Source organism: Paraburkholderia sp. Tr-20389 (assembly GCF_017104565.1).
Lineage (GTDB): Bacteria > Pseudomonadota > Gammaproteobacteria > Burkholderiales > Burkholderiaceae > Paraburkholderia.
Window position 1 is genome coordinate 93,300 of the sequence record NZ_JAAGPD010000007.1, and the last position, 25,385, is coordinate 118,684.

The window sequence follows — 25,385 nt, forward strand, 5'->3', positions numbered from 1 at the left end:
TCCCTGATCGGGTAGTGTAACTTGTTTGCCCGACCCGCTTTTTGTCGTCGCTTTTGACGCGTTCCCGGCCGTTCTTATGCGAATGCCCGGGCGCGCTCCAAGCCGCTAACCCCGGTAGCCACCCGTTAGCGTCGTCAGCGGCCTGTTTATCCTCAGGTTTCGGCAGGGCCGGAAAAAGCAACCCCGGCAAATCCGCGCGTACTGCACGCGCGCTGCATCTGCGCCGCCACACTGCGCCGTCGTTCCCGAACGTTGTGCCCTGTGCTCTCTTTGTGCGGCCGTCTCCAGCGCGTCCGGCGCGCGCCGGTTGGCGTATCAGTTTCTCCTTCAGTTCAGAACGACAATGGCACTCATCGTACACAAATACGGCGGCACATCGATGGGCTCGGTCGAGCGCATCAAGAACGTCGCGAAGCGCGTCGCGAAATGGCACAAGGCAGGCCACAAGATGGTCGTCGTGCCTTCGGCGATGTCCGGCGAAACGAACCGCCTGCTGGGCCTCGCGAAAGAAATTTCGCCCCAGCCGAGCCCGCGCGAACTCGACATGATCGCGTCGACGGGCGAACAGGTCAGCGTCGGCCTGCTGTCCATCGCGCTGCATGACGCAGGCGTCGATGCCGTCAGCTACACCGGCTGGCAAGTGCCCGTCAAAACGGATAGCGCATTCACGAAAGCGCGCATCAGCGACATCGACGGCGAGCGCGTGCTGCGCGACCTCGACGAAGGCAAGGTCGTTGTCATCACGGGCTTCCAGGGCATCGACCCGGAAGGCCACATCACCACGCTCGGACGTGGCGGCTCGGATACGTCCGCCGTCGCAGTGGCCGCGGCGCTGAAAGCCGACGAATGCCTGATCTACACGGACGTCGACGGCGTCTACACGACGGACCCGCGCGTGGTCGAAGAAGCGCGTCGTCTGGATCGCGTGACGTTCGAGGAAATGCTGGAAATGGCCAGCCTGGGTTCGAAGGTGCTGCAGATCCGCTCGGTGGAATTCGCCGGCAAATATCAGGTGAAGACGCGTGTGCTGTCCAGCCTGACCGATCCGCTGATGTCGCTCGACGAGGAAATGAAGTCGGGCACCCTGATTACTTTTGAAGAAGACGAAACCATGGAAAAAGCAGTCATCTCGGGAATCGCGTTTCAGCGTGACGAAGCCCGTATCGCCGTGATGGGTGTGCCCGACAAGCCGGGCATCGCATATCAGATCCTCGGCCCGGTCGCCGACGCGAATATCGATGTCGACATGATCATTCAGAACCAGAGCGTCGAAGGCAAAACGGCGTTCACGTTCACGGTCGGTCGCGGCGACTATCAGCGCGCGATGGACATCCTCACCAATCAGGTGAAGGGGCATGTGAGCGCGGAGCAGGTGCTGGGCGATCCGAAGGTGTCGAAGGTGTCGGTGGTCGGCGTCGGCATGCGCTCGCACGTCGGCATCGCGAGCAAGATGTTCCGCACGCTGTCGGAAGAGGGCATCAACATCCAGATGATCTCCACCTCGGAAATCAAGATCTCGGTGCTGATCGACGAGAAGTACATGGAGCTCGCCGTGCGCGCGCTGCATAAGGCGTTCGAACTCGATCAGGCTTGATGCACGCGAATGCCTGTTCGCTACGGTGGCAGGCATTTGTTCAAAGGTTGTGTTGGATAAAGCGTGGTTCAGTGGACAGGTCGAAGAAGTGACATTGAATTGACACTTCAGGCACAAAAAGTGTGAAGTAAAAATTGACCTGGGCCTTCGAACCCGCTATTATCTTGGCTTCGTTGCGCTGCCTCCCTGGCGCAACCGAAAGTTTGGGAGACGTGGCCGAGAGGTCGAAGGCACTCCCCTGCTAAGGGAGCATCTGGGCCAAAACCTGGATCGAGGGTTCGAATCCCTCCGTCTCCGCCAGCAATGGCGGTGGAACCCCGTAGAGCTGCGGCTCTGCGGGGTTTTGTTTTTTACGCACATGCATTTGGATATGCATACGGCTCTTTACCTGTCTTTTCATCCCGTCATTTGACCGCATTGCATTGCGGCACTCCATTTTTCATTCGCGTATCCGTCAATGCGGGTAATGGAAAATTGTCTTCGCGTCGAAAGCGACAATCGAATTGTTTGCATGAGTGCGTTGCCTGGCATGACCAATCGAACAGGCGCGACGTGCGTGCAAGCAACACCGAACGTACGGGACACGTCACGAAATGCTGTCGCGTGTAACCGGACGTTACGACACGCGTTGCGATGCGAACTTGTGCATCAGTTATTACAAAGTTGAAATACGCGTTAAGCGTTGCTTTGTTATATTCGAATCACGCAGTCGATAAACACAACTTCCCGCAAAGAAAAGGTGAAACCATGAAGTCCATGCGTCTTATCCCGTTGATCGCCGGCGTGCTCGCGATCGGCGCGTCGAGCGCGGCGATGGCCGGGGGACTGAACGTCGGTGTCAACATCGGTATTCCCGCTCCTGTCTACGTTGCACCGGCGCCCGTATATGCGCCGCCGCCGCCCCCGCCGCCGCCCGTCGTGTATCAGCCGGCGCCCGTCGTGGTCGCGCCCGCCGTCGTGGTCGGCTGGCACGGTGACCGCTACTGGGATGGCCGCCGTTACTGGGGCCGCGACGACTGGTATCGCCATCACGGCGGCTATGATCATGGCGGCTATGATCGCGGTCATGGTCACTGGGACAACGGCCGCCACAATGGCTGGCATTGAACCCGAAGCGCATGCGCAAACAAAAAACCGCCCCGAGGGGCGGTTTTTTTCTGGTTGCACGCGCAACGACGTGCGCCGCTCGCGAGGACGTGTAGCCGCGCTTACTCGCTGACTGCCGCCATCCCGCCGACCACATTGCTGAAGCCGCTGTCGACATGCATGATCTCGGCCGTCATGCCGGCAGCGAGATCCGACATCAGGAACGCCGCGGCGTTGCCGACCTGTTCGATCGTCACGTTACGCTTGAGCGGCGCATTCTCTTCAACGAAATCGAGAATCTTGCCGAAGCCCTTGATGCCGCTTGCCGCGAGCGTCTTGATCGGGCCGGCCGAGATGCCGTTCACGCGAATGCCCTTGTTGCCCAGCGACACGGCCAGGTAACGCACGCTGGCTTCGAGCGATGCCTTCGCGAGACCCATCGTGTTGTAGTTGGGGATTGCTCTTTCTGCGCCGAGGTACGACAGCGTGAGCAGTGCCGCATCGTTCGACAGCATCGGCAGCGCGGCTTTCGCGAGGGCCGGGAAGCTATACGCGGAGATGTCGTGCGCGATGCGGAAATTCTCACGCGTCATGCCATCGAGGAAGTCGCCCGCGATCGCTTCGCGCGGCGCGAAGCCGATCGAATGAACGAGACCGTCGAGGCTGTCCCAATGTTGTTTCAGCGACACGAAGAGCGCTTCGATTTGCGCATCGTCGGCGACGTCGCACGGGAACACCAGGTTGCTGTCGAATTCGTTGGCGAATTCGGTGATGCGGTCCTTGAAGCGGTCGCCGACATACGTGAACGCCAGTTCTGCGCCTTCGCGCTTGCAGGCCTGCGCGATACCGTACGCGATCGAACGGTTCGACAGGAGGCCCGTCAGCAAGATTCGTTTACCAGCGAGGAAGCCCATGAATTCTCCTAATGAGGTCAGCGCGCCGCGCGGACAGAGTGCGGGAGCGCGCGGGATTTTGGGTAGAATTCTCTCACATTGCAACAACCCACCGACCACCACGGACCAATAAGGCACTTATGACGACAGGCACGCGACGGGTTGAAGCGCCGCGCCCGGGATGGCGCACTCTGATTCGTCCGTGGTCGCGTGTGCGTTGCAAGACGGTATCGCGCGCCGCGTTTGCCATGTGTCTTGGTTCGCTGATCGCGTTGTCGCCCGTTACGGCGCAGCGTGTGCAAGCCGCCTACGCGATCGCGCAGTACGGCGAGCCGAAATATCCGCGCGACTTCAAGCACTTCGACTACGTCAATCCCGACGCGCCGCGCGGCGGTACGCTGGTGCTCGCGAATCCCGATCGATCGACGAGTTTCGACAAGTTCAATCCGTTCACGCTGCGCGGCAGTGCGGCGCCCGGCATCGGGCTGCTGTTCGAGAGCCTCGCGACGGGCAGCGCCGACGAAGTCGCGTCCGCCTATGGCCTGCTCGCCGACGACATCGACGTCGCGTCCGACGGCATGTCGACCACGTTCCATATCAACCCGCACGCGCGCTTTTCGAACGGCGATCCGGTCACGGCCGAAGACGTGAAGTTCTCGTTCGATACCTTGAAGAGCCCGAAGGCCGCGCCGCAATTCGCCGCGTATTTCGCGGATATCACGCGCTGTGTGATCGTCGATCCCGCGACGGTACGGTTCGAGTTCAAGCAGCACGATCGCGAGTTGCCGCTGCTCGCGGGCGGCATGCCCGTGTTCTCGCGCAAGTGGGGCGTGAAGGCGGACGGAAGTCGCATTCCGTTCGATCAGCTCGCGTTCGAAAAGCCGATCGGCAGCGGGCCGTATCTGATCGAGCGCTACGACAACGGGCGGACGATCACCTACAAACGCGACCCGAACTACTGGGGCGACAAACTGCCCGTGCGTGTGGGTACCTACAATTTCGAGCGCATCAACTACAAGCTGTATTCGGATGCGACGGCACGCCTCGAAGCGTTCAAGGCAGGGGAGTACGATGCGCTCGTCGAGAACGTCGCGCGTAACTGGGTGCGGCGCGATGTCGGCAAGAAGTTCGATAGCGGCGAGCTGATCAAGCGCGAGTTTCCGCATCACAACGGCACGGGGATGCAGGGCTTCATCCTCAATCAGCGCCGGCCGCTGTTCGGCGACGTGCGTGTGCGCAAGGCACTCGACCTCGCACTCGATTTCCAGTGGCTCGACCGGCAACTGTTCTACAACCAGTACAAGCGGATCGACAGCTACTTCGTCAATACCGATCTGCAGGCAAAGGGCTTGCCGTCGCCGGGCGAACTGACGCTGCTCGAACCGTGGCGTGCGAAGCTGGAGCCGTCGGTGTTCGGCGTGCCGCCGAAGCAGCCCGACACCGATGCGCCCGGTTCGCTGCGCGCCAATCTCCTCGAAGCGCGCGCGTTGCTCGCGCAGGCGGGCTGGACCTATCGCGACGGCGCGCTGCGTAACGCGAAGGGCGAGCCGTTCGTGTTCGAGATACTCGACGACTCGGGGTCATCGGCGGTATTCGAGCCGGTGATCGCGCCGTATATCCGCAATCTGCAAAAGCTCGGCATCGAAGCGCGCTTCCGCGTGATGGACTTCGCGGTGTATCAGAAGCGCCTCGACGCGTTTGATTTCGATGTCACGACGATCCGTTTCCCTGACGTGCAGGTACCCGGCGCGGACATGATCGACCGCTTCGGCAGCAAGGCCGCGGACGAACCGGGCTCCGGCAATCTGATCGGCCTGAAGTCGCCCGCCGTCGATTCGATCCTGCGTGCGCTGGTCGGCGCGCAGACGCGGGAGCAACTCGTCGATTCCGTTCACGCGCTCGATCGCGTGCTGATCAACGGCTATTACATGATTCCGCACTGGTACAGCGCGACGCACCGCGTGGCGTTCAAGCGCGGCCTCGCCTGGCCGGCGACCTTGCCGCTGTACTATACGGCGGAAGGCTGGATCACTTCGATGTGGTGGTTCGCGGCGCCGCAGTGAGCGCGGTCCGCATCCCCATCACGCACTCTTGAACAACGCGCGCCGCTACCCGGCGACGCATTCCGGACCGCCGCCATGTGGAGCTACATCCTCAAACGTCTGCTGCTGATGATCCCGACGTTGATCGGCGTGCTGACGCTGACGTTCGCCGTCATCCAGTTCGTGCCGGGCGGCCCCGTCGAACAGATGGCGCATGAACTGCGGCGCAATGCGGCCGAAGGCGGCATGCCGTTCGGGCTGCGCGCGCATAGCGGAGTGGACGCGCAGCAGATGGCGCAACTCAAGGCGCTGTACGGTTTCGACAAGCCGCCGCTCGAACGCTATTGGATGATGCTCAAGCAGTTCTCGCACTTCGATCTCGGGCAAAGCTATTTTCGCCATCAAAGCGTGTGGTCGCTGATCGTGTCGAAGCTGCCCGTGTCGATCAGTATCGGGCTGTGGACGTTCTTCCTCACGTATCTGATATCGGTGCCGCTCGGCATCGCGAAGGCAGTACGCAACGGCTCGCGCTTCGACGTCGCGACGAGTCTCATCGTGCTGATCGGCTACGCGATTCCGGGCTTCGTACTCGGCGTGCTGCTGCTCGTGCTGTTCGGCGGCGGTACGTTCCTGCAACTGTTCCCGCTGCGCAATCTCACGTCCGACAACTGGAGTCAGTTGAGTCTGATCGGCAAGGTGCTCGACTATCTGTGGCACATCACGCTGCCGATCGTCGCGTCGGTGGTCGGCAGCTTCGCCGTCGTCACGATGCTCACGAAGAACGCGTTCCTCGATGAAATCCGCAAGCAATATGTGCTGACCGCGCGGGCCAAGGGGCTCTCCGAGCGGCGCGTGCTGTGGAAGCACGTGTTTCGCAACGCGCTGCTGCCGCTGATCGTCGGCTTTCCGGCTGCGTTCATCGGCGCGTTCTTCACGGGCAGCCTGCTGATCGAAACGCTGTTTTCGCTCGACGGGCTGGGGCTGCTGTCGTATGAGTCGGTGGTGCGGCGCGACTATCCCGTCGTGCTCGGCACGCTCTATCTGTTCACGCTGATCGGACTCGCGACCAAGCTCATCTCCGATCTCTGCTACGTGTGGGTCGATCCACGCATTCAATTCGAACAACTGGAGCGCTGATTTGAGCCGCGTCCGTACAGATGCCGAAGTGTCGCGTGCGCAGCCGGTGCGCGCGTTCGTGTCGCCGTCGCCCGCGCGCCGCGTGTGGTCGCGCTTCAGACAGCAGCGTCTGGGCTACTGGAGTCTGATCGTGTTCGTCGTCGCGTTCGCTGCGAGCCTCGCCGCGCCGCTGTGGTCGAACGACAAGCCGATCGTCGTGCGCTACGACGGTCACTACTATTTCCCGCTCGCGAAGGACTACGCGGAGACGACCTTCGGCGGCGACTTTCCGACGCCCGCGGACTATCTCGATCCGTACATCAAGCAGCGACTCACCGCACCGGGCAATTTCGCGATCTATCCGTTGAATCGCTACTACTACGACACGCTCAATTATTTTTCGAAGGTGCCGAATCCGGCGCCGCCGTCGCGCGACAACTGGCTCGGCACCGACGACCGCGGACGCGATCTGTTCGCGCGGCTCGTCTACGGGTTTTGCGTGTCGGTCGAATTCGCGCTGGTGCTGACCTTCATCGGCACGATACTCGGCGTGCTGGCGGGCGCCGTGCAAGGCTATTTCGGCGGCAAGACGGACATCATCGGGCAGCGTCTGATCGAAATCTGGAGCGCGATGCCGGAGCTGTATCTGCTGATCATCTTCGCGTCGATCTTCGAGCCGGGCTTCATCCTGCTGATCGTGCTGCTGTCGCTGTTCGGCTGGATCGGTCTGTCCGACTACGTGCGCGCGGAGTTTCTGCGCAACCGGCAACAGGACTACGTGCGCGCCGCGCGCGCGATGGGTTTGTCGAACTGGCAGATCATCTGGCGGCACGTGCTGCCCAATAGTCTCACGCCCGTCATCACGTTTCTGCCGTTCCGCATGAGCGGCGCGATTCTCGCGCTCACGAGCCTCGACTTTCTCGGTCTCGGCGTGCCGGCGCCGACGCCGAGCCTCGGCGAACTGCTCGCGCAAGGCAAGGCGAATCTCGACGCGTGGTGGATCTCCGTCGCGACGTTCGGCGTGCTGGTCGTCACGCTGTTGCTGTTGACGTTCATGGGCGACGCGTTGCGCAACGCGCTCGACACGCGCATCTCCGACGCGATGAAAGCGGGAGGCAACCAGTGAGCGCGAACGTGAAGCACTACGACGGGCCGCTGCTCGAACTCGATCATCTGCGCGTGACGTTCGGCGACACGGTTGCAGTCGACGACGTATCGCTGTCGATCGCGCGCGGCGAACGTGTGGCGCTGGTCGGTGAGTCCGGCTCGGGCAAGAGCGTGACGGCGCTGTCCATCCTGCGTCTGCTGAACGACGCGCAGACGAGCGGCACGGTGCGCTTCGACGGCGAAGACCTGTTGACGAAAAGCGAGCGCGAGATGCGCGGTCTGCGCGGCTCCGATATCGCGATGATCTTTCAGGAGCCGATGACGGCGCTCAACCCGCTGTACACGGTCGGCGAGCAGATTGCCGAAACTATCGTGCTGCACGACGGTGTGAGTGCCGGCGAAGCGCGCAAGCGTGCCGTCGCGCTGCTCGAACGCACGGGGATCACGGAGCCGGGCAAGCGCGTCAACAGTTATCCGCACCAGTTGTCGGGCGGACAGCGGCAGCGCGCGATGATCGCGATGGCACTGGCTTGTCGCCCGCGTCTGCTGCTCGCAGACGAACCGACGACGGCGCTCGATGTGACGATCCGCGCACAGATCGTCGACCTGCTGCTCGAACTGCAGCGCGACGAAGCCGAAAAGCGCGGCATGGCCGTGCTGCTGATCACGCACGACCTGAACCTCGTGAGGCACTTCGCGCAACGCGTCGCGGTGATGGAGAAGGGCGTGCTGGTCGAAAGCGGCGCTGTCGACACACTATTCGAATCACCGCAGCATCCGTACACGCAGCGTCTGCTGCAGAGCCGTCCGGAGCGCACGGTGGTGCCCGTGCTGCCGATCGCTCCCGTGCTGCTCGACGCGCGCGATGTGTCGGTCGATTTCAAGACGAAGCTGCCCGGCTTCGCGGGCTGGTTCCGCGCGGGGCACTTTCGCGCGGTGGCGGACGCGACGGTGTCGTTGCGGCAGGGGGAGACGCTCGGCATCGTCGGCGAATCGGGATCGGGAAAATCGACCCTGGCGATGGCGCTGCTCGGCCTGCAAAAGACTTCTCACGGCGCAATCGAGTTTCAGGGCAGGGCGCTCGGCAGTTATCGGGGACGAGATCAGACGGCGCTGCGCTCGAACATGCAGGTCGTCTTTCAGGATCCTTTTAGTTCACTTTCACCGCGACAGACGATCGAACGGATCGTCGGCGAAGGGCTCGCGTTGCACCGGCCGCAACTCGCCGCCGACGCGCGCCGTGAGAAGGTCGTGTCCGTGCTGCGCGAAGTGGGGATCGACCGCACGGCGCTGCACCGCTATCCGCACGAGTTTTCGGGCGGGCAGCGGCAGCGCATCGCGATTGCGCGCGCACTGGTGCTGGAACCGCGCATCCTGATTCTCGACGAACCGACGAGCGCGCTCGATGTGTCGATCCAGCAACAGGTGTTGAAGCTGCTCGCGGGTCTGCAACGCAAATACAACCTGGGTTTCGTGTTCATCAGCCACGATCTGGCCGTGATCGGCGCGATGGCGCACCGCGTCGCGGTGATGCAAAACGGGGAGATCGTCGAGTCGGGCGCCGTCGAGCAGATCTTCGGCGAGCCTACCCATCCTTACACGCGAAAGCTGCTGAAAGCCGCCTTCACGAATTGACATTCACCAATTGGGTGCGCCTAGTCATTGATTTTTTCTATTTGTTTTGACATAGGAATACTTACTGGCTAGTATCGACCAAACTTTTTTTCGTAGCCTGTTGATTTACAGGCAAAAACTACCGCGGACACCCGCGATAACCAAGACCAACCACCAGACCAATGCAGCACCGAAATCTAACCCAGGCTTGCACGCGCGTCGTCGCCGGGATGTTCATTGGCGTACTGATGGCCGCAGCTCCCGGCGCTTTCGCCGATGAAGTAAGCAGCTTTAACCAGAATGCCTCATTTTCGACCTCTTCCGGGTCGAATTCAGTGTCCTCCACCACACAAAACACGCAAAGCGCCGCCTCGAATTCCGAGAGTGGCGCTCGTTCGTTTCTGTCCGGCATGGCCGGCAAGGCGGGTGATGTGGTGGTCGGCGCCCTCAACATGATCGGCGTGCGTTACCGCTGGGGCGGCGATACGCCGGACTCCGGCCTCGATTGCAGCGGCTTCGTGCGCTACGTGTTCCAGGACACGCTGGGCATGGCCCTGCCGCGCCGCGCGGAAGAAATGAGCCGTGTCGGCGAGAAGGTTCGGGTTTCCGACCTGAAGCCGGGCGATCTCGTGTTCTTCAATACGATGCGTCGCACGTTCTCGCACGTTGGCATCTACATCGGCGACAACAAGTTCGTGCATTCGCCGTCGACGGGCAGCACGATCCGCGTCGACGACATGGATGACGGCTACTGGGAAAAGCGCTTCACGGGCGCACGCCGCATCGAGACCACGGTGCCGCAGCAGCAGGACCTGCGTCAGCGTGTGAGCGCGACGATCGGTGGCAGCAACTAAGACGATCGTCTACTTGCCGGTTTCAAAACAAAAGGCCCGCTTCATTCGAAGCGGGCCTTTTGCGTTCTGCTGTCTGATTTCGCGCGTCAAACGGCGGCAGCCCGTGCCGCCGCCAGCTTGCGCAGCAACTCCGGCGCGGCGCGCGCGGCGGCTTCCTCGCCTGCCAGAATCGCTGCATTGCGTTGTCCGAAATCCGTGCCGCTCATCGCGTTGAGATTCGGACGAATCACGACGTCGGCGTATTTGTCGAGTTCATACGCCTTGATCGTCTGACCCATGATCGTGAAAGTCTGCATCAGCACGTCGAACGAACTTTCCGTGACGGCCGTCTCGGGTCGCGCGGAGATGTCGACGGCGATCACGAAGTCCGCGCCCATTTTTCGGGCGAACGACGCGGGCACCGGGCTGACGAGGCCGCCGTCGACGTACTCATGTCCGCCGATCTTCACGGGCTCGAACACCGACGGCACGCTCGACGACGCGCGCACCGCGATCCCCGTGTTGCCGCGCTGGAAGAGAATGGGCTGGCCCGTTTTCAGATCGGTTGCGACGACGCCGAGCGGTTTCGCCATCTTTTCGATCGGGCGATTGTCGAGGGTCTTGTTCAGATAATTCTGCAGCGCGACGCCTTGTAGAAAGCCGCGCGTGCGAAACGGCATCGCCCAGTCGCTGATCGAGGCTTCGTCCATCGTCAGCGCGAGCTTGTTCAACGCGAAACCGTTCAGCCCCGATGCATACAGCGCGCCGACCACCGATCCGGCGCTCGTTCCGCAGATCAGATCGACCTGAATGTTGCGCGCTTCCAGCGCCTTGATCACGCCGATATGCGCAAAGCCGCGCGCGGCGCCGCCGCCGAGCGCGAGGCCGACGCGCAGCGGCCGCTGCGGCCTGATCTCGGGCGGCGCCGGCGGAACGGTGGCGGTGTTGGACGTGACGTTCTCAGGCTTGCCGCCCGTCGACGCGCAGGCGGACAGGACAGCGGAGGCCGCGGCAATCGAGAACGTGCGGCGGGACAAACGTGGTGATGACGGTTTCAACGAATTCTCCAGCGACGGCGCCGACGTCCATGCGAATGCGTCGCGCCGCGTGTCTTGCGAGCGTGATCGCCGGCGGGCGATCTTTACGCGCTGCATGAAGTCGAACGGCAGCGCGCGCACATCATAATGCAAAGCGCACGCACGGCGACAATCGGCTGAAGAAACCGTCTACACGCGGCGAGGCCCGCTTCGAAGCGATCCGCGGCATAAGCGTGCGGCCCGGTGGAAGTGCCGTCGGCGGGTATAATCGGCACTCTCTTTTTTCATCGCGTTCGCGCTGCCGCCGGCTGCTGTTGCCGTCGCCGGAAGCGAACCGTTTTCGTCGCCGCGCCCGGTATCGCTGTTCGCCGGCGCCGGCGTCCGTCTTCGAGTTACCGCACATGACCACTCCCGTTCGCACCCGCTTCGCACCGAGCCCCACCGGCTTCATCCACCTCGGCAACATTCGCTCTGCGCTGTATCCGTGGGCGTTTGCGCGCAAATCGAAAGGCGTGTTCGTGCTGCGTATCGAGGACACCGACGTCGAGCGATCGACCGAGCAATCCGTCGATGCGATTCTCGAAGGCATGCAATGGCTTGGCCTCGACTACGACGAAGGCCCGTTCTACCAGATGCAGCGCATGGACCGTTATCGCGAAGTGCTCAAGCAGATGCAGGAACAGGGGCTCGTGTATCCGTGCTACATGTCGACTGAAGAACTCGACGCACTGCGCGAGCGCCAGCGCGCCGCCGGCGAGAAGCCGCGTTACGACGGCACGTGGCGTCCCGAGCCGGGCAAGATGCTGCCCACGCCGCCCGAAGGCGTCGAGCCCGTGCTGCGTTTCCGTAACCCGTTGACGGGCGTCGTCGCGTGGGACGATGCCGTGAAGGGCCGCGTCGAAATCTCGAACGAAGAACTCGACGATCTCGTGATCGCTCGACCGGACGGCACGCCGACGTACAACTTCTGCGTGGTCGTCGACGACCTCGACATGAAGATCACGCACGTGATTCGCGGCGACGACCACGTGAACAACACGCCGCGCCAGATCAACATCCTGCGCGCGCTCGGCGCCGAACCGCCCGTCTACGCGCATCTGCCGACGGTGCTGAACGAGCAGGGCGAGAAGATGAGCAAGCGTCATGGCGCGATGAGCGTGATGGGCTATCGCGACGCAGGCTATCTGCCCGAGGCCGTGCTGAACTATCTGGCGCGACTCGGCTGGTCGCACGGCGACGCCGAAATCTTCTCGCGCGAGCAACTGGTCGAGTGGTTCGATCTCGATCATCTGGGCAAGTCGCCCGCGCAGTACGACCACAACAAGCTCAACTGGCTGAACAATCACTACATCAAGGAAGCGGACAATGCGCGTCTCGCCGGTCTGAGCAAGCCGTTCTTCGCGGCACTCGACATCGACGAAGCGACGCTCGCGAAGGGTGCCGATCTCGTCAGTGTGATTGCGCTGATGAAGGATCGTGCATCGACGGTGAAGGAGGTCGTCGACAATGCAGCGATGTTCTATCGCGAACCGAATCCGGAAGCGGATGCGCTCGCGCAGCATGTGACGGACGCCGTGCGCCCGGCGCTGGCCGATCTCGCCGCTGCATTGAGGGCGTGCGAGTGGACGAAGGAGGGCATCGCCGCGGCATTGAAGGCAACGCTCGCCGCGCACAAGCTGAAGATGCCGCAGCTCGCGATGCCCGTGCGTCTGCTGGTGGCGGGGACCACGCATACGCCGTCCATCGATAGCGTGCTGATGCTGTTCGGTCGCGATGTGGTGGTGAGCCGCATCGAAAAGGCGCTGGTCTGATTCACGTTCGACGCGACAACGAGCAGGCGAAGCAAGGCCGCGGAGGATGATTGCGCGGCCTCGCAAAAAAATTGTAGAAAGCTGCTCAAGAGGTATTTACAAAGCGAAAATTGCTCTCTACAATCTCGCTTCTGTTCTGCAAGGGGGTATAGCTCAGCTGGGAGAGCGCTTGCATGGCATGCAAGAGGTCAGCGGTTCGATCCCGCTTACCTCCACCATCAGAGCAGAGTGAAGTTCTTCCGGTTAGCTGGAAGTTGTAGAAAAAAAGACTTCACAAACGGTAGTAAAGCAGTTTAGAATAGCGGTCTTCGCTGCTGATGAATGAAGTTAGCAGCAAAATCGAGACAGATCTGAAAAGATTATGTCCCCTTCGTCTAGAGGCCTAGGACATCACCCTTTCACGGTGAGTACAGGGGTTCGAATCCCCTAGGGGACGCCAAATACTGGCGTTGCTTGAGATTCAAGTAATGCGCTTGCGAGACATAACCGACGCTCGCAAGTCAGGTAGCAAGACTGGAGTGGTAGTTCAGTCGGTTAGAATACCGGCCTGTCACGCCGGGGGTCGCGGGTTCGAGTCCCGTCCACTCCGCCAGATTAAGCCCGTTCGGTGAGCGGGCTTTTTCGTTAAAGGTGTAAGCAGTAGTGTGTGAAGTACGTTGTCCCCTTCGTCTAGAGGCCTAGGACATCACCCTTTCACGGTGAGTACAGGGGTTCGAATCCCCTAGGGGACGCCAAAATACTGGCGTTGCTTGAGATTCAAGTGATGCGCTTGCGAGATCTAACCGACGCTCGCAAGTCAGGTAGCAAGACTGGAGCGGTAGTTCAGTCGGTTAGAATACCGGCCTGTCACGCCGGGGGTCGCGGGTTCGAGTCCCGTCCGCTCCGCCAGATCAAGAAGCCCGCTGAGTTGTCAGCGGGCTTTTTTGTTTTGCTCTTCCCAATAGATGGTGTCACCCAGGCGCTCGAACCTCGGCGTGCGTCGTTGTGGGGCAAACAGCCATTGCCAGCGCGGTCCGCCTGTCTTAACGTTGTGCGGACTGACTCTTACGTCTCCGTGCGATGCTCGACCCGACCGACGATCCATCTCCCTTCCATTTGCGCAAGGCCAGCATGGACGACTTCCAGTTCGCCGAGGCGCTGACGCGCAATAACATGGGCGGGTACTACCGCCGGCATCATCTCGTGTGGCGCAGCGATCTGTTTCTCGCCAGCTGGCGCGAGTCGGAGAACTTCATTCTCGAAGTGGATGGCGAACGCATCGGTGTGCTGCGCATTACAGAAGAGGGCGACTCGCTGCATATTCGCGACGTGCAGATTGCCGAAGGCCATCGGCGGCGCGGAGCGGGCACCTATCTGCTGGATACGTCGCATCGCTGGGCTCGGGCGCGTGGTCTCTCTGAACTGCAGTTGCGCGTGTTCGTCGACAATCCTGCCGCGCGTCTTTATCAGCGGATGGGCTACCGTCTTGCGGGCCCGCGGCTCGCACAGCTCGGCTCGATCCGGCATATGGCGCGGCGCGTCTGAGAGCGTTGCGGGCGCATCGAATTCGCGCTGCTTTTCGGGACGATATGCGCGCAGCGCCCGCGCGTCACGTCAACTGGATTCGTCCTCCTCCGCTTCTTCTTCCCGTTCGCGGTCATCGCGTCCGCGTTCCGCGCCGCGCACCATGAATGCCCTTGGGCTTTCTCCGAACGCGCGCCGGAACATCGCCGAAAAGGCGCTCTGGCTCTGGTAGCCCAATTCCCGCGCGACGTGCGACAGTGGCCGCCCCTGACTGAGCAGCGGAATGGCGCGCGCCAGAACGGCCTGCTGACGCCACTGGGAAAAGCTCACCCCCAATTCCTGCCGAAAGAGCCGAGCGATCGTGCGCGTACTTGCGCCGACTGTCGATGCCCATCGTTCGAGTGAATCGGTATTGGCGGGATCGGCGATGACGGCCTCGCACAATGCACGCAGACGTTTCTCGGTCGGCATCGGCACGGACAGGGGCAGCGGCTGCGACCGCGTGATCTCGTCGAGCGCCAGCGAACCGAGCAGCCGCTCGCGATCGGGCGCGAGGCCCGGTGTGTCGAGCGCAGCAATGACTTCGCGCAGCAGCCCCGACACCTCGACGACACGGCAGGCGTCCAGTCCAGCCGGCACGACCGTTTCGTTGACATAGAGCGTGCGCAGGAACGCCTCTTCGACAATGGCCACCTCATGCAACACGTACGGTGGAATCCAGATCGCGCGGGACGGCGGCACCATCCACGTCGTGCCGAAGGTACCGACTCGCAGCACGCCGCGCGACGCATACGCGACCTGGGCCCACGCGTGCGTGTGACGCGCGATGCGCACGCCGGCCGGCATGGGCCGCGAGCGCACGCGGATGGGATGCGTCGGCGTGGGCGCGAACTCCGGCGGAATGTCCGCGAAATCGACGCGGGTCGATATTTCTGCGGGTGCTTTCGCGGTGGGCGGTGTTGAGCGGGCAGCTTCGGTCATGGCGTGACGGATTGGGCGGCAGGAGAACTGCCGCAAGATGGTTCTCATTGTAGGGTCGCGCGCGTTGTCCGCCCATTGGCCGAACGGACGATGCGACATCGAAAGAATGGCGCGGCATAATGCACCGGACTCGTTCGATCAGCAGGAGGAACCCAATGAACTTCGCAACGGCAGATCTGTGTGACGCACACGAAGACCAACTGACTGCGGGAACGCTGCGCGTGCTCGATCCCGTGTTCAGCCGGTTTGGGCGCGCGCAGTGTTTCGGCGGCGAGGCCGTTACGCTCAAGGTCTTCGAAGACAATACGCTCGTGCGCGCGACGCTCGAAGAGAAAGGCGCGGGCCGGGTGCTGGTCGTCGACGGCGGCGGCAGCCTGCGCTGCGCACTCGTGGGCGGCAACCTGGGCAAGCTGGGCGAGAAGAACGGTTGGGCGGGCATCGTCGTGTTCGGTTGCGTGCGCGATACGCTCGAACTGAATGAATGCAACCTCGGCATCGTCGCGCTTGCAACCCATCCGCAACGCAGCCAGAAACGCGGCGGCGGCGAGCGTGACGTGCCCGTGCGATTGCCGGGCTCGGCCGTGCGGCCGGGTGAGTGGATTTACGCGGACAGCGACGGCGTGCTGGTGGCGAGCGCGCCGCTCGTCTGACGCCTCGTACGATCGGCAATCCGATCGGTATCTGGAAAGAGGGTAGTGGACTGATGCAAAACGTGTTTGTGTACGGCACCTTGCGTGCCGGCGAGATCAACGATATCGGCGCCGCGGCGGCGCGCAACGATATCTCGGCGCCGACGCTGCTCGGTGCGGCCACCTTGCGTGGCCGTCTGTTCGACTTCGGCGCGTATCCGGGCTTCGTGCCCGACGACGCAGGCATTCATGTGCGCGGCGACGTCTATGAAATCGACGACGAACTCGTGGCCGTGCTCGACGAGATCGAGGAGATCTATCCGGGCGTCGAGGGGCTGTTCATGCCGCGCGAAGTGACCGTCGACATCGAAGGCTTGCCCGTCACATGCCGTTACTATCCGGTGCAGCGGGACGCCGTCAAGGGACTGCCGGAAATCCGCGGCGGCGATTGGGTCGAGCATCGGCGCTCGAACGCGCGCTGATCACCAGAACGATCGCCAAAAAAGAATGGCCCAGCAGGCATGACGCCCGCCAGGCCATCCCGGTCGGTCAACCGTTGAAACTACGCGCCGTGTGCCGTAGCCGGCGCTCGCCGACGAGCGTCACTGCGTCGAGCGTCAGCGCGGTAAACATCGCGTCGTTCAGAGTTCTTCGTAAAGCGGCAGCGTCAGAAACTCGGTGAAGTGCTCCGACGTCGACATGTCGCCGAAGATTTGCGCGGCGCGAACATACGGCGCGGTATCGCCCGCGATTGCCGCCTTCACCTTGTCGAGTTCCTGCACCGTCAGATCGCGCACGAGTTCGGCTGTCACCTTGCGGCCGTCGTCGAGCTTGCCCTTCGGCGAGCGGATCCATTGCCACACCTGCGAGCGCGAGATTTCCGCCGTCGCGGCATCTTCCATCAGGTTGTGAATCGGCACGCAGCCATTGCCTGCTAGCCACGAACCCAGGTAGTGAATGCCGACGTTGATGTTGTTGCGCAGACCCGCCTCGGTGATGGGCGCTTCCGGACGGAAGTCGAGCAGATCCTTGCCCGTCACCTGTACATCGTCGCGCTGCTTGCCGATCTGATTCGGCTTGTCGCCCAGCACCTTCACGAATTCTTCCATCGCAATGGGCACGAGTCCGGGGTGTGCGACCCAGCCGCCGTCGTAACCATCTGTCGCGTCGCGTGCTTTGTCCGAGCGCACACCGGCCATTGCTTTGTCGTTGGCTGCCGCGTCGCTCTTGATCGGGATCAGCGCGCTCATGCCGCCGATCGCCGGCGCATTGCGTCGGTGACAGGTCTTCAGCAGTTGCAGCGCGTACGCACGCATGAACGGCACCGTCATCGTGATCTGCGAGCGATCCGCGAGGCAGAAGTCCTTGTCGTTCTTGAACTTCTTGATCGCCGAGAAGATATAGTCCCAACGTCCCGCGTTCAGGCCCGAGCTGTGTTCGCGCAGTTCGTACAGAATCTCATCCATTTCGAACGCGGCCAGGATCGTTTCGATCAGCACGGTCGCGCGGATCGTGCCGCGCGGCACGCCGACGGCTTCCTGCGCGGCGACGAAGATGTCGTTCCACAGACGCGCTTCGAGATGGCTCTCCATCTTCGGCAGATAGAAGTAGGGGCCCGTGCCGCGCGAGAGTTGCTCTTTCGCGTTGTGATGCAGGAACAGCGCGAAGTCGAAGATGCCGCCCGACACGCGTTGCCCGTCGACGGTCACGTGCTTCTCGTCGAGATGCCAGCCGCGTGGACGCACGATCAGCGTCGCGATCCTGTCGTTGAGCCTGTACGACTTGCCGTTCTGCTCCAGCGAGATCGTGCGGCGCACCGCTTCCTTCAGATTGATATGCCCCGTGATCTGGTTGTCCCAGCTCGGCGCATTCGAATCCTCGAAGTCGGTCATGTACGAATCCGCGCCCGAATTCAGCGCATTGATGATCATCTTCCGCTCGATGGGACCCGTGATCTCGACGCGGCGGCATTGCAGGTCTTGCGGCAGCGGCGCGATGGTCCAGTCGCCTTCGCGGATGGCTCGGGTCTCGGCGAGGAAGTCCGGGCGCTCGCCGGCGTCGAGACGCTGCGCACGCTCGGCGCGCAGTTTCAGCAGTTGCTGGCGACGCGGCTCGAATGTCCTGTGCAGGGCGGCGACGAGTTCAAGCGCTTGAGGCGTCAGAATTGCCTCAAAGCCGGGCTTGATTTCGCCGGTGATGTTCATGCCCTGCGGGAGCGACAACGTGTTCGCCATGATTTCTCCTTGGTCGGTCAGTTTCAAAAATGCGGGTGATGCGATTGCCATGCGTCTTTTTAGTCAGCTGATGCCGTCATGCGCCAGGGCTGTGGCGCGTGCGGCTGCCTTTCTCCCGTCTGGCCGCCTTGTCAGCCTTCTCGGGTGAGGGCTGGTTTTCGATGAATGCGATCAGTTCGTTCATGCTCCTGCCGGTGCCGTGCGGCGTGACGCCCAGTTCTTCGACGGGCGCGCCCAGCCGGTTGAGCCAGAACACCGTGTAGCCGAACCAGTTCGCGCCGCTCGCGTCCCAGCCGTTCGACGACACGAACACGATGTCGCGCGCGGTCGCGCCGAATGCCTGGGTGCCGAGTGCGTAGGTCGCGGGCGCCGGTTTGAACGCGCGCACCGCGTCCACCGACAGCACGTGGTCGAACAGTCCCGACATGCCCGCGCTCTTTACCGCGATGTCGAGCATCTGCGGATTGCCGTTCGAGAGAATCGCGAGGCCGGTCTGCAACTCGCGCAGTCGCCGCAATGCGGGCAGCACGTCGGGAAACGCGGACAGGCAGGCATATTCGTCCATCAGGCGTTTTTCGCCCGCCGCGTTCAACGAGAGGCCAAGCTTGCGTGCGGAAAAGCGCAGCGCATCGAGCGTGATGTTCCAGAACGGCTGGTAGTGCGCGCCGGCGGGATCCGCGGCCGTGCGCAACTGCGTGTATTCGATCTGTTTTTGCCGCCACAACTGCGAGAGCGCATCGCCGTGGCCCGGAAACATCTGCTCCGCGGCAGCGACGACGGAATGCACGTCGAACAACGTGCCGTAGGCGTCGAAGATCACTGCTTTCGGGTACTGCGTGGGAGAGAGTGTCGTTGTGGCCGACATTGCCGTGCGCTCCATCAGAGGTCGGGATCGATTTTATTCGTGACGGCTTGTGCTAAAAAAGACAGTAAAGATCACTTGATCTTTTACTTTCATCAACCTAATCTGACGCGCATCTACTTTTTGCGCGCGATCGATGCGCCCACTCATCCGCAGATGGACCGCTTCAAGCAGATCGAGACCTTCGTGACCGTCGCGGCGCGCGGCAGCCTGTCGGCGGCGGCGCAGGCGGAAGGCGTGGCGCCCGCCATCATCGGACGCCGTATCGACGCGCTCGAGGAACGCCTCGGGGTCAAACTGCTCGTGCGTACCACGCGCCGCATCACGCTGACCTACGAAGGCTCCGCGTTCCTCGAAGACTGTCAGCGGATCATTCACGACATGCAGAACGCCGAAGCCAGCGTGTCGGCGGGCGGCGTCAAGGCGAGCGGCCATTTGCGCGTATCGGCGCCGGCGGGCTTCGGTCGTCGACACGTCGCACCGCTCGTGCCCGCGTTCACGGTTGCGCATCCCGACGTATCGATTTCTCTCGATCTGTCCGACCGCATGGTCGATCTCGTCAACGAAGGATTCGACTGCGCGATCCGGCTCGGCGAATTGCCGGACTCGTCTCTGGTGTCGTTGAAGCTCGGTGAGAACCGTCGCGTCTGTGTCGCGTCGCCGGCTTATCTCGCGCGCCGGGCGCCGCCGCAGACACTCGCCGATCTCGCGCACCACAACTGTCTCGCGCTCGGCGCAAGCGCGAACCAGCAACGCGGCTGGGTGTTCCAGCAGGGCGACAAGGTCGTGACGATCAAGGTCTCGGGCACGATGGATTGCTCGGACGGCGCAGTGCTGCACGAGTGGTGCCTGGAAGGCTATGGGCTCGCGTGGCGCTCGTGGTGGGAAGTCGGCGCGGACATCGCGGCGGGACGGCTCGTCAGCGTGCTCGACGATCATGCGGCACCGCCCATCGGCATTCATGCCGTGTTTCCGCAGCGGCGGCATCTGCCGCTGCGCGTGCGTCTTTTCCTGGATTTTCTCAAGCATACCTACGGCAATCCGGCGTACTGGATCTGAAGGCAGCGCGTCGAACCGCGCACGGGTTTCCGATATGCGGACATGCCCGCAGGCACGGCTTGCACGACATTCCGGCGCACTACAATCGTTTTGACAGCCCGCCGCGCGGCGTTTCGACCGCTGCGGCGCAGGCGCTTGCACGCGTTGGCCGGCCATCGTTTGTGTTCGTCAAGGCACGGCGGCACGCGCGTGCATTCCACACCTGCAGTCGACGACGGAGGGCACCATGTTCAAGCACATCCTCGTTCCGACCGATGGTTCGGACCTGTCGAAGAAGGCGATCGACGGCGCAATCGATCTCGCCCAGGCCGTCGGCGCGCGCGTCACCGCCTATGCGTGTCTGCCGCAATATCCGTACTCGCCGTTTTCCGAAGTCGTGATCGAGCCGCCCGTCGATTTTCAGGACCGCAGCGAGCGCGAGGCACGCCAGCATCTGCAGGAAGTCGAGGAGGCGGCGCGCGGCGCGGGTGTCGAATGCACGAGCCAGACGAGCGTGCATCCGTCGCCGTATCTCGGCATCATCGAAGCAGCCGAGCAGGGCGGCTGCGATGTGATCTTCATGGCGTCGCACGGGCGGCGCGGGCTCGGCAGTCTGCTGATCGGCAGCGAGACGCAGCGCGTGCTCACGCATACGAAAATCCCCGTGATCGTGTATCGCTAGCGTGAAAAAACGCGCGCCAGTGATCACTGGCGCGCGTTTACCGGAACGAAGGGAACCAGTCCGCTGCGGGGCCGGTGGTGCTGCACGAGAGGCGGCCTGTCGTTCCAGCCGGTTCCAGCCGGCTCAAGCGCTTCAGGCGACCTTCTTGTCGAAGAACTGTTCGTCTTCTGTCGAGCCGTGCAGCGCCGTCGTCGATGCGTCGCGCTCGACCGTCTGGGTAACGGCGTCGAAGTAGCCTGTGCCCACTTCGCGCTGATGCTTGACGGCCGTGAAGCCACGCTCGGCAGCGGCGAACTCGGCCTGCTGCAGTTCGACGAATGCGCTCATCTGCTGACGTGCGTAGCCGTGCGCGAGGTTGAACATCGAGTAGTTGAGTGCGTGGAAGCCGGCCAGCGTGATGAACTGGAACTTGTAGCCCATCGCGCCGAGTTCTTTCTGGAACTTCGCGATCGTCGCGTCGTCGAGATTCTTCTTCCAGTTGAACGACGGCGAGCAGTTGTACGACAGCATCTTGCCCGGGAATTCCTTGTGGATCGCCTCGGCGAATTTCTTCGCGTACTCGAGGTCAGGCTTGCCCGTCTCGCACCAGATCAGATCGGCGTACGGCGCGTACGCGAGACCACGCGACACGGCCTGCTCGAGGCCCGGCTTCGTGCGGAAGAAGCCTTCCACCGTGCGCTCGCCCGTCAGGAACGGCTTGTCGTTGTCGTCGACATCGGACGTGATCAGGTCGGCGGCTTCAGCGTCCGTACGGGCGATCAGTACGGTCGGCACGCCCAGCACGTCGGCGGCCAGACGGGCAGCCGTCAGCTTCGCGACGTTTTCGCGCGTCGGCACGAGCACCTTGCCGCCCATGTGGCCGCACTTCTTCACCGATGCCAGCTGGTCTTCGAAGTGCACGCCGGCCGCGCCCGCTTCGATCATCGCCTTCATCAGTTCGAACGCGTTCAGCACGCCGCCGAAACCGGCTTCCGCGTCGGCCACGATCGGTGCGAAGTAGTCGATGTAGCCTTCGTCACCCGGATTCTTGCCTTCCGACCACTGGATCTGGTCGGCGCGCGTCAGCGTGTTGTTGATGCGCTTCACGACGAGCGGCACCGAGTTCGCCGGATAGAGCGACTGGTCGGGATACATTTCGCCTGCCACGTTGGCGTCGCCCGCGACCTGCCAGCCCGACAGATAGATTGCCTTGAGGCCGGCCTTGACCTGCTGCATCGCCTGGTTACCCGTCAGCGCGCCGAGCGCATTGACGAACGGCTCCTGATGCATGTCGCTCCACAGCCTTTCGGCACCGCGACGCGCGAGCGTGTGCTCGGGTTGCACCGAGCCTCGCAGACGCACGACGTCTTCCGCCGTGAAGCCGCGCTTGATGCCTTTCCAGCGGCTATCCGTTTCCCATTGCTGCTGAAGCTGCTTTGCCTGTTCGTTGCGCGTCATGGCGTGCTCCTTTTGTGCCTTGAAGTAGGTTCGATGGACTCTTGGCTTTTGCGAAGCGAAGGTGCCGTAGGCGTTTCGTTTCGTGAAGTCTTATATAAGAGTCTAGGCAAAAGGCGAAGGGCATGACAGACGCGACCAAGTCTTTTTAGGTGATTTTTATTCGTTATTATTCAATGATTTGATTCGCAAATTCCACAATAAGAAATGAACTTTTCTATGCTGCAATCGTGCTTCTTGTGCCGCGCAACACAATTTTTTACGACGCAAAAAAATTTTCCGCATTGTGAAATGTGTGTCGATGCGAAAAAAAACCGACGCCGGAGCGTCGGTTTCCTGATTCAGCGCGATTCCCGCAGCGGCTTAGTCGCCGCGGCGCGAGTTGCGCGGACCGTCGTTGCGACGTGCGCCGTAGCCGCCGTCGCGCGAATAGCCGCCTTCGCGGTTGCCGCGATAGCCTTCGCTGCGATAGCCGCCTTCACGGTTGCCGCCTGCCGGCTTGTCGCCCCAGCTGCGGCCGCCGCCATTGCCACCGTCACGTGCACCGTAACCACCGCCATTGCCGGCGTCGCGTGCACCGTAACCGCTGCCATTGCCGCCGTCGCGTGCGCCATAACCGCCGCGATTGCCGTCGCGCGAGCCGTAGCCGCCGCCGTTGCCGTTACCATCGCGCGAGCCGTAGCCCGGCTTGCCACCGAAACGGCGACCACCGTTGCCGCCGCCCGGGCGGCCACGGCCGCCGAAGCCGCCACGGCCGCCTGCGGGCGGTGCCTTGCGCGGCTCGAAGCCTTCGACCACGTTGACGGGCAGCGGGGCGCGCACGAAACGCTCGATACGCTTGAGCGCGCCTTGCTCGGCGTGATGCACGAGGCTCACCGCGATGCCCGAACGGCCTGCGCGGCCCGTGCGGCCGATACGGTGCACGTAGTCTTCCGCGAACTTCGGCAGATCGTAGTTGAACACGTGCGTGATGCCGGGGATGTCGATGCCGCGCGCTGCGACGTCGGTTGCGACCAGCACGCGCACACGACGCTCGCGCAATGCGCGGATCGTGCGGTTGCGTGCGCCTTGCGGCAGGTCGCCGTGCAGGGCAGCCGATTCGAAACCGGCGTCGGCGAGACGGCCGGCAAGCATGTCGGCGTCGCTCTTGGTCGCGGTGAAGACGATTGCCTGGTCGAGACCGTCGGCACGCAGCAGATGGTCGAGCAGACGATCCTTATGGTCGCGGTCGTCGACGTAATGCACCGTCTGCGCGATGTTCGTGCGCTGTTCGATGTGCTGCTTGATCTCGATGCGCTCCGGATCCTTCAGCAGACGGCCCGTCAGCGAGCCGATCTTGCCGTCGAGCGTCGCCGAGAACAGCATGGTCTGACGCGAAGCGGGCGTTGCGGCGACGATCGTGTCGATGTCGTCGATGAAGCCCATGTCGAGCATGCGGTCAGCTTCGTCGAGCACGAGCATCTGCAGTTGCGACAGGTCGATACGGCCGCGCTCCAGATGGTCGATCAGACGGCCCGGCGTGGCGACGAGAATTTCGGGGTTCTTGGCGAGCAGCATCAGCTGCTGGCCGTAGGCGACGCCGCCCAGGATGCTGACGGTGCGCAGACGGCGCAGATGCTTGCCGTACGTGGAAGCAGCCGTCGTCACCTGCATCGCGAGTTCGCGGGTCGGCGTGAGAACCAGCAGGCCCGGACGTGCGACCGGCTGCGGACGGCGGCCACGGCCGGCGGCGTTGTTGTCGCGCGGTTCGCGCGGCTGGCTGGCCTGCGTTTTTTGCAGCTGGGCGAAACGCTCGATGGCGGGCAGCATGAACGCAGCCGTCTTGCCCGAACCCGTCGGGCTCGAGACCAGCAGGTCGCGGCCAGCGATGCCGGCGGGAATGGCGCGCTGCTGAACGGGCGTCGGCGATTTGTAGCCGGCTGCCGTCAGCGCAGAGACGATCTCCGCCGACAGACCCAGCTCAACGAACGTCGGGCCGGTCGTTTCGGTGGCTTGCACGGCCGTTTCCGGCGTGTCGAGACCGAGGGCTTGATCGGCGATGGCGTTCAGCGGGCTGGAGATATTGCTCGAAGTCATGAGAATCCTTGAAACATGGGAAATAACACGTCGGCGCCAATCGGCATACCCAAGTCGTCGGATTCAGCGAGCAAAAAATCAGCGAGCAAATCGAAAAACGGGGGCAACTCGCAACAATGAAGGCGAGTTTCTCGTTAGAAGCTGTATCGAATGCGACAGGCCGGAATTGGCTTGCCGCCAGCCTGGACTTGCGGCCCGTGGGGCCTTGCAGGAGGGGACAGGTTCTAAACTGGATTGGAGCAAAACGCTACGAGGCGCTCTTTCCGCCAACGCCGCCGGAACGAACCGGACACGAGCGGTGAAGCGCGAGCCAGCATTATATCGATTTTTGCTGCACCGCGCCACCGTTAAGAACCTTCCGAGTGAAAGTGCTTAATTCGTGAGAAGAATGTGGAGATGTCGGTCGCAGTGTGCGGTCGCTTGCGGCCTATCAGGCTGCCGTGCCGTTTTTCAGCGACTCGACGAGTTCGACGTATTGCTGCTTCGCCGTGTCGGATGCCGTGCCTTGCAGCGCGGCCCACGCATCGTACTTGTACTTGCCGACGATATCGGTGAAGCCCGGTTTGTCGCCGTGCACGTCGCCGTCGGTGGCCTGCTTGAAGAGCGCGTACAGGCGCAGCAGCGTGAGATTGCCCGGACGCTCCGGCAGTTGCTTCACGTCGTCTTGTGCCTGGGCGAAGAGACCGTTCACGTCGCTCATCGGATCCTCCATGCTTTATTCGAGATAGGGCGTCGATCATAACAAGCAGGATGCGGCGCGAGGTCGCACGAGGCTGGAGCGATTCTTCCAAACGCCGGATGTGCCGGCGGGGC

Annotated in this window: 21 protein-coding genes and 6 tRNA genes; 19 read left to right on the top strand and 8 right to left on the bottom strand. The window is 62.6% G+C overall.

Annotated features, from left to right (window positions below; all coding sequences use genetic code 11):
• The first annotated feature begins 343 nt into the window (after positions 1-343).
• The 3 genes from G3N95_RS10690 to G3N95_RS10700 all read left to right on the top strand — a co-directional run bounded on the left by G3N95_RS10690 (position 344) and on the right by G3N95_RS10700 (position 2,701).
• Positions 344-1,594 (top strand): aspartate kinase, encoded by a 1,251-nt coding sequence (locus G3N95_RS10690; RefSeq protein ID WP_205969966.1) that lies wholly within the window; start codon positions 344-346, stop codon positions 1,592-1,594.
• A gap of 206 nt (positions 1,595-1,800) precedes the next feature.
• Positions 1,801-1,894, top strand: a tRNA-Ser gene (locus tag G3N95_RS10695).
• A 447-nt stretch (positions 1,895-2,341) separates the two neighbouring features.
• Complete coding sequence (locus tag G3N95_RS10700; RefSeq protein ID WP_205969967.1) at positions 2,342-2,701, top strand: hypothetical protein; 360 nt, start codon at positions 2,342-2,344, stop codon at positions 2,699-2,701.
• A gap of 101 nt (positions 2,702-2,802) precedes the next feature.
• Here the strand turns inward: G3N95_RS10700 and fabI are convergent, their stop codons facing one another.
• Positions 2,803-3,594 carry an enoyl-ACP reductase FabI gene (gene fabI, locus G3N95_RS10705; RefSeq protein ID WP_205969968.1) on the bottom strand — a complete coding sequence of 264 codons (792 nt, stop codon included), beginning with the start codon at positions 3,592-3,594 and terminating at the stop codon, positions 2,803-2,805.
• 119 nt (positions 3,595-3,713) lie between these two features.
• On the opposite strand from fabI, the gene G3N95_RS10710 reads away from it, so the two are divergent.
• The 5 genes from G3N95_RS10710 (at position 3,714) to G3N95_RS10730 (ending at position 10,306) form a co-directional block, all read left to right on the top strand.
• Entirely contained in the window at positions 3,714-5,636 is a 1,923-nt protein-coding gene (locus G3N95_RS10710; RefSeq protein WP_205969969.1) for an extracellular solute-binding protein, read from the top strand.
• Between the two features lie 75 nt (positions 5,637-5,711).
• Complete coding sequence (locus tag G3N95_RS10715) at positions 5,712-6,752, top strand: ABC transporter permease subunit (RefSeq protein WP_205969970.1); 1,041 nt, start codon at positions 5,712-5,714, stop codon at positions 6,750-6,752.
• A gap of 1 nt (position 6,753) precedes the next feature.
• Positions 6,754-7,857, top strand: coding sequence for an ABC transporter permease (locus tag G3N95_RS10720; RefSeq protein WP_205969971.1), 1,104 nt, complete (start codon positions 6,754-6,756; stop codon positions 7,855-7,857).
• Positions 7,854-9,473 (top strand): dipeptide ABC transporter ATP-binding protein, encoded by a 1,620-nt coding sequence (locus G3N95_RS10725; RefSeq protein ID WP_205969972.1) that lies wholly within the window; start codon positions 7,854-7,856, stop codon positions 9,471-9,473. Before G3N95_RS10720 ends, G3N95_RS10725 begins: the two co-directional genes overlap by 4 nt.
• Positions 9,474-9,634: 161 nt before the next feature.
• Entirely contained in the window at positions 9,635-10,306 is a 672-nt protein-coding gene (locus G3N95_RS10730) for a C40 family peptidase (protein WP_205969973.1), read from the top strand.
• A gap of 86 nt (positions 10,307-10,392) precedes the next feature.
• On the opposite strand, the gene G3N95_RS10735 is transcribed toward G3N95_RS10730, so the two are convergent.
• Positions 10,393-11,343: a patatin-like phospholipase family protein gene (locus G3N95_RS10735; protein WP_205969974.1), complete on the bottom strand. Its 951-nt coding sequence runs from the start codon at positions 11,341-11,343 to the stop codon at positions 10,393-10,395.
• A gap of 380 nt (positions 11,344-11,723) precedes the next feature.
• Between G3N95_RS10735 and gltX the strand changes: the two genes are divergently transcribed.
• From gltX to G3N95_RS10770, 7 genes are all read left to right on the top strand, one after another.
• Complete coding sequence (gltX, locus tag G3N95_RS10740) at positions 11,724-13,133, top strand: glutamate--tRNA ligase (RefSeq protein ID WP_205969975.1); 1,410 nt, start codon at positions 11,724-11,726, stop codon at positions 13,131-13,133.
• Positions 13,134-13,275: 142 nt separating this feature from the next.
• Positions 13,276-13,351 (top strand) — tRNA-Ala (locus G3N95_RS10745).
• A 145-nt stretch (positions 13,352-13,496) separates the two neighbouring features.
• Positions 13,497-13,572, top strand: a tRNA-Glu gene (locus G3N95_RS10750).
• 76 nt (positions 13,573-13,648) lie between these two features.
• Positions 13,649-13,725 (top strand) — tRNA-Asp (locus G3N95_RS10755).
• A gap of 66 nt (positions 13,726-13,791) precedes the next feature.
• Positions 13,792-13,867: transfer RNA gene (locus tag G3N95_RS10760), tRNA-Glu, on the top strand.
• Positions 13,868-13,944: 77 nt separating this feature from the next.
• A tRNA-Asp gene (locus tag G3N95_RS10765) sits at positions 13,945-14,021 on the top strand.
• A 171-nt stretch (positions 14,022-14,192) separates the two neighbouring features.
• Positions 14,193-14,657: a GNAT family N-acetyltransferase gene (locus tag G3N95_RS10770; protein ID WP_012400772.1), complete on the top strand. Its 465-nt coding sequence runs from the start codon at positions 14,193-14,195 to the stop codon at positions 14,655-14,657.
• 69 nt (positions 14,658-14,726) lie between these two features.
• Here G3N95_RS10770 and G3N95_RS10775 read toward each other — a convergent pair whose 3' ends face one another.
• Positions 14,727-15,617, bottom strand: a complete 891-nt coding sequence (locus tag G3N95_RS10775) for a helix-turn-helix transcriptional regulator (RefSeq protein WP_205969976.1) — start codon at positions 15,615-15,617, stop codon at positions 14,727-14,729.
• A gap of 155 nt (positions 15,618-15,772) precedes the next feature.
• Here G3N95_RS10775 and rraA point away from each other — a divergent pair, with 155 nt between their 5' ends.
• Both rraA and G3N95_RS10785 read left to right on the top strand, forming a co-directional pair.
• On the top strand, positions 15,773-16,267 hold the full coding sequence (gene rraA, locus G3N95_RS10780) for a ribonuclease E activity regulator RraA (RefSeq protein WP_205969977.1): 495 nt from the start codon (positions 15,773-15,775) through the stop codon (positions 16,265-16,267).
• 53 nt (positions 16,268-16,320) lie between these two features.
• The gene (locus tag G3N95_RS10785) at positions 16,321-16,728 is read left to right on the top strand and encodes a gamma-glutamylcyclotransferase family protein (RefSeq protein WP_205969978.1); all 408 of its coding nucleotides are present in this window, start codon (positions 16,321-16,323) and stop codon (positions 16,726-16,728) included.
• A gap of 159 nt (positions 16,729-16,887) precedes the next feature.
• Here G3N95_RS10785 and aceB read toward each other — a convergent pair whose 3' ends face one another.
• Together aceB and G3N95_RS10795 are read right to left on the bottom strand one after the other, a co-directional pair.
• Positions 16,888-18,480 carry a malate synthase A gene (aceB, locus tag G3N95_RS10790; protein WP_205969979.1) on the bottom strand — a complete coding sequence of 531 codons (1,593 nt, stop codon included), beginning with the start codon at positions 18,478-18,480 and terminating at the stop codon, positions 16,888-16,890.
• Positions 18,481-18,556: 76 nt separating this feature from the next.
• The gene (locus G3N95_RS10795; protein WP_205969980.1) at positions 18,557-19,345 is read right to left on the bottom strand and encodes a haloacid dehalogenase type II; all 789 of its coding nucleotides are present in this window, start codon (positions 19,343-19,345) and stop codon (positions 18,557-18,559) included.
• A gap of 153 nt (positions 19,346-19,498) precedes the next feature.
• Here G3N95_RS10795 and G3N95_RS10800 point away from each other — a divergent pair, with 153 nt between their 5' ends.
• Both G3N95_RS10800 and G3N95_RS10805 read left to right on the top strand, forming a co-directional pair.
• Positions 19,499-20,401 (top strand): LysR family transcriptional regulator, encoded by a 903-nt coding sequence (locus G3N95_RS10800; protein ID WP_205970109.1) that lies wholly within the window; start codon positions 19,499-19,501, stop codon positions 20,399-20,401.
• Between the two features lie 226 nt (positions 20,402-20,627).
• Positions 20,628-21,062, top strand: a complete 435-nt coding sequence (locus G3N95_RS10805; protein WP_012400765.1) for a universal stress protein — start codon at positions 20,628-20,630, stop codon at positions 21,060-21,062.
• Between the two features lie 132 nt (positions 21,063-21,194).
• Here G3N95_RS10805 and aceA read toward each other — a convergent pair whose 3' ends face one another.
• The 3 genes from aceA to G3N95_RS10820 all read right to left on the bottom strand — a co-directional run bounded on the left by aceA (position 21,195) and on the right by G3N95_RS10820 (position 25,272).
• Positions 21,195-22,499, bottom strand: a complete 1,305-nt coding sequence (gene aceA, locus G3N95_RS10810) for an isocitrate lyase (protein ID WP_205969981.1) — start codon at positions 22,497-22,499, stop codon at positions 21,195-21,197.
• 360 nt (positions 22,500-22,859) lie between these two features.
• Positions 22,860-24,572 carry a DEAD/DEAH box helicase gene (locus G3N95_RS10815; RefSeq protein WP_205969982.1) on the bottom strand — a complete coding sequence of 571 codons (1,713 nt, stop codon included), beginning with the start codon at positions 24,570-24,572 and terminating at the stop codon, positions 22,860-22,862.
• 430 nt (positions 24,573-25,002) lie between these two features.
• On the bottom strand, positions 25,003-25,272 hold the full coding sequence (locus G3N95_RS10820; RefSeq protein WP_205969983.1) for an acyl-CoA-binding protein: 270 nt from the start codon (positions 25,270-25,272) through the stop codon (positions 25,003-25,005).
• Between the last annotated feature and the right edge of the window lie 113 nt (positions 25,273-25,385).

Coding starts and splice junctions, on each gene's coding strand:
- G3N95_RS10690 (WP_205969966.1), top strand. CDS start 344: ATGGCACTCATCGTACACAAATACGGCGGCACATCGATGGGCTCGGTC.
- G3N95_RS10700 (WP_205969967.1), top strand. CDS start 2,342: ATGAAGTCCATGCGTCTTATCCCGTTGATCGCCGGCGTGCTCGCGATC.
- fabI (WP_205969968.1), bottom strand. CDS start 3,594: ATGGGCTTCCTCGCTGGTAAACGAATCTTGCTGACGGGCCTCCTGTCG.
- G3N95_RS10710 (WP_205969969.1), top strand. CDS start 3,714: ATGACGACAGGCACGCGACGGGTTGAAGCGCCGCGCCCGGGATGGCGC.
- G3N95_RS10715 (WP_205969970.1), top strand. CDS start 5,712: ATGTGGAGCTACATCCTCAAACGTCTGCTGCTGATGATCCCGACGTTG.
- G3N95_RS10730 (WP_205969973.1), top strand. CDS start 9,635: ATGCAGCACCGAAATCTAACCCAGGCTTGCACGCGCGTCGTCGCCGGG.
- gltX (WP_205969975.1), top strand. CDS start 11,724: ATGACCACTCCCGTTCGCACCCGCTTCGCACCGAGCCCCACCGGCTTC.
- G3N95_RS10770 (WP_012400772.1), top strand. CDS start 14,193: ATGCTCGACCCGACCGACGATCCATCTCCCTTCCATTTGCGCAAGGCC.
- G3N95_RS10775 (WP_205969976.1), bottom strand. CDS start 15,617: ATGACCGAAGCTGCCCGCTCAACACCGCCCACCGCGAAAGCACCCGCA.
- rraA (WP_205969977.1), top strand. CDS start 15,773: ATGAACTTCGCAACGGCAGATCTGTGTGACGCACACGAAGACCAACTG.
- G3N95_RS10785 (WP_205969978.1), top strand. CDS start 16,321: ATGCAAAACGTGTTTGTGTACGGCACCTTGCGTGCCGGCGAGATCAAC.
- aceB (WP_205969979.1), bottom strand. CDS start 18,480: ATGGCGAACACGTTGTCGCTCCCGCAGGGCATGAACATCACCGGCGAA.
- G3N95_RS10795 (WP_205969980.1), bottom strand. CDS start 19,345: ATGTCGGCCACAACGACACTCTCTCCCACGCAGTACCCGAAAGCAGTG.
- G3N95_RS10800 (WP_205970109.1), top strand. CDS start 19,499: ATGGACCGCTTCAAGCAGATCGAGACCTTCGTGACCGTCGCGGCGCGC.
- G3N95_RS10805 (WP_012400765.1), top strand. CDS start 20,628: ATGTTCAAGCACATCCTCGTTCCGACCGATGGTTCGGACCTGTCGAAG.
- aceA (WP_205969981.1), bottom strand. CDS start 22,499: ATGACGCGCAACGAACAGGCAAAGCAGCTTCAGCAGCAATGGGAAACG.
- G3N95_RS10815 (WP_205969982.1), bottom strand. CDS start 24,572: ATGACTTCGAGCAATATCTCCAGCCCGCTGAACGCCATCGCCGATCAA.
- G3N95_RS10820 (WP_205969983.1), bottom strand. CDS start 25,272: ATGAGCGACGTGAACGGTCTCTTCGCCCAGGCACAAGACGACGTGAAG.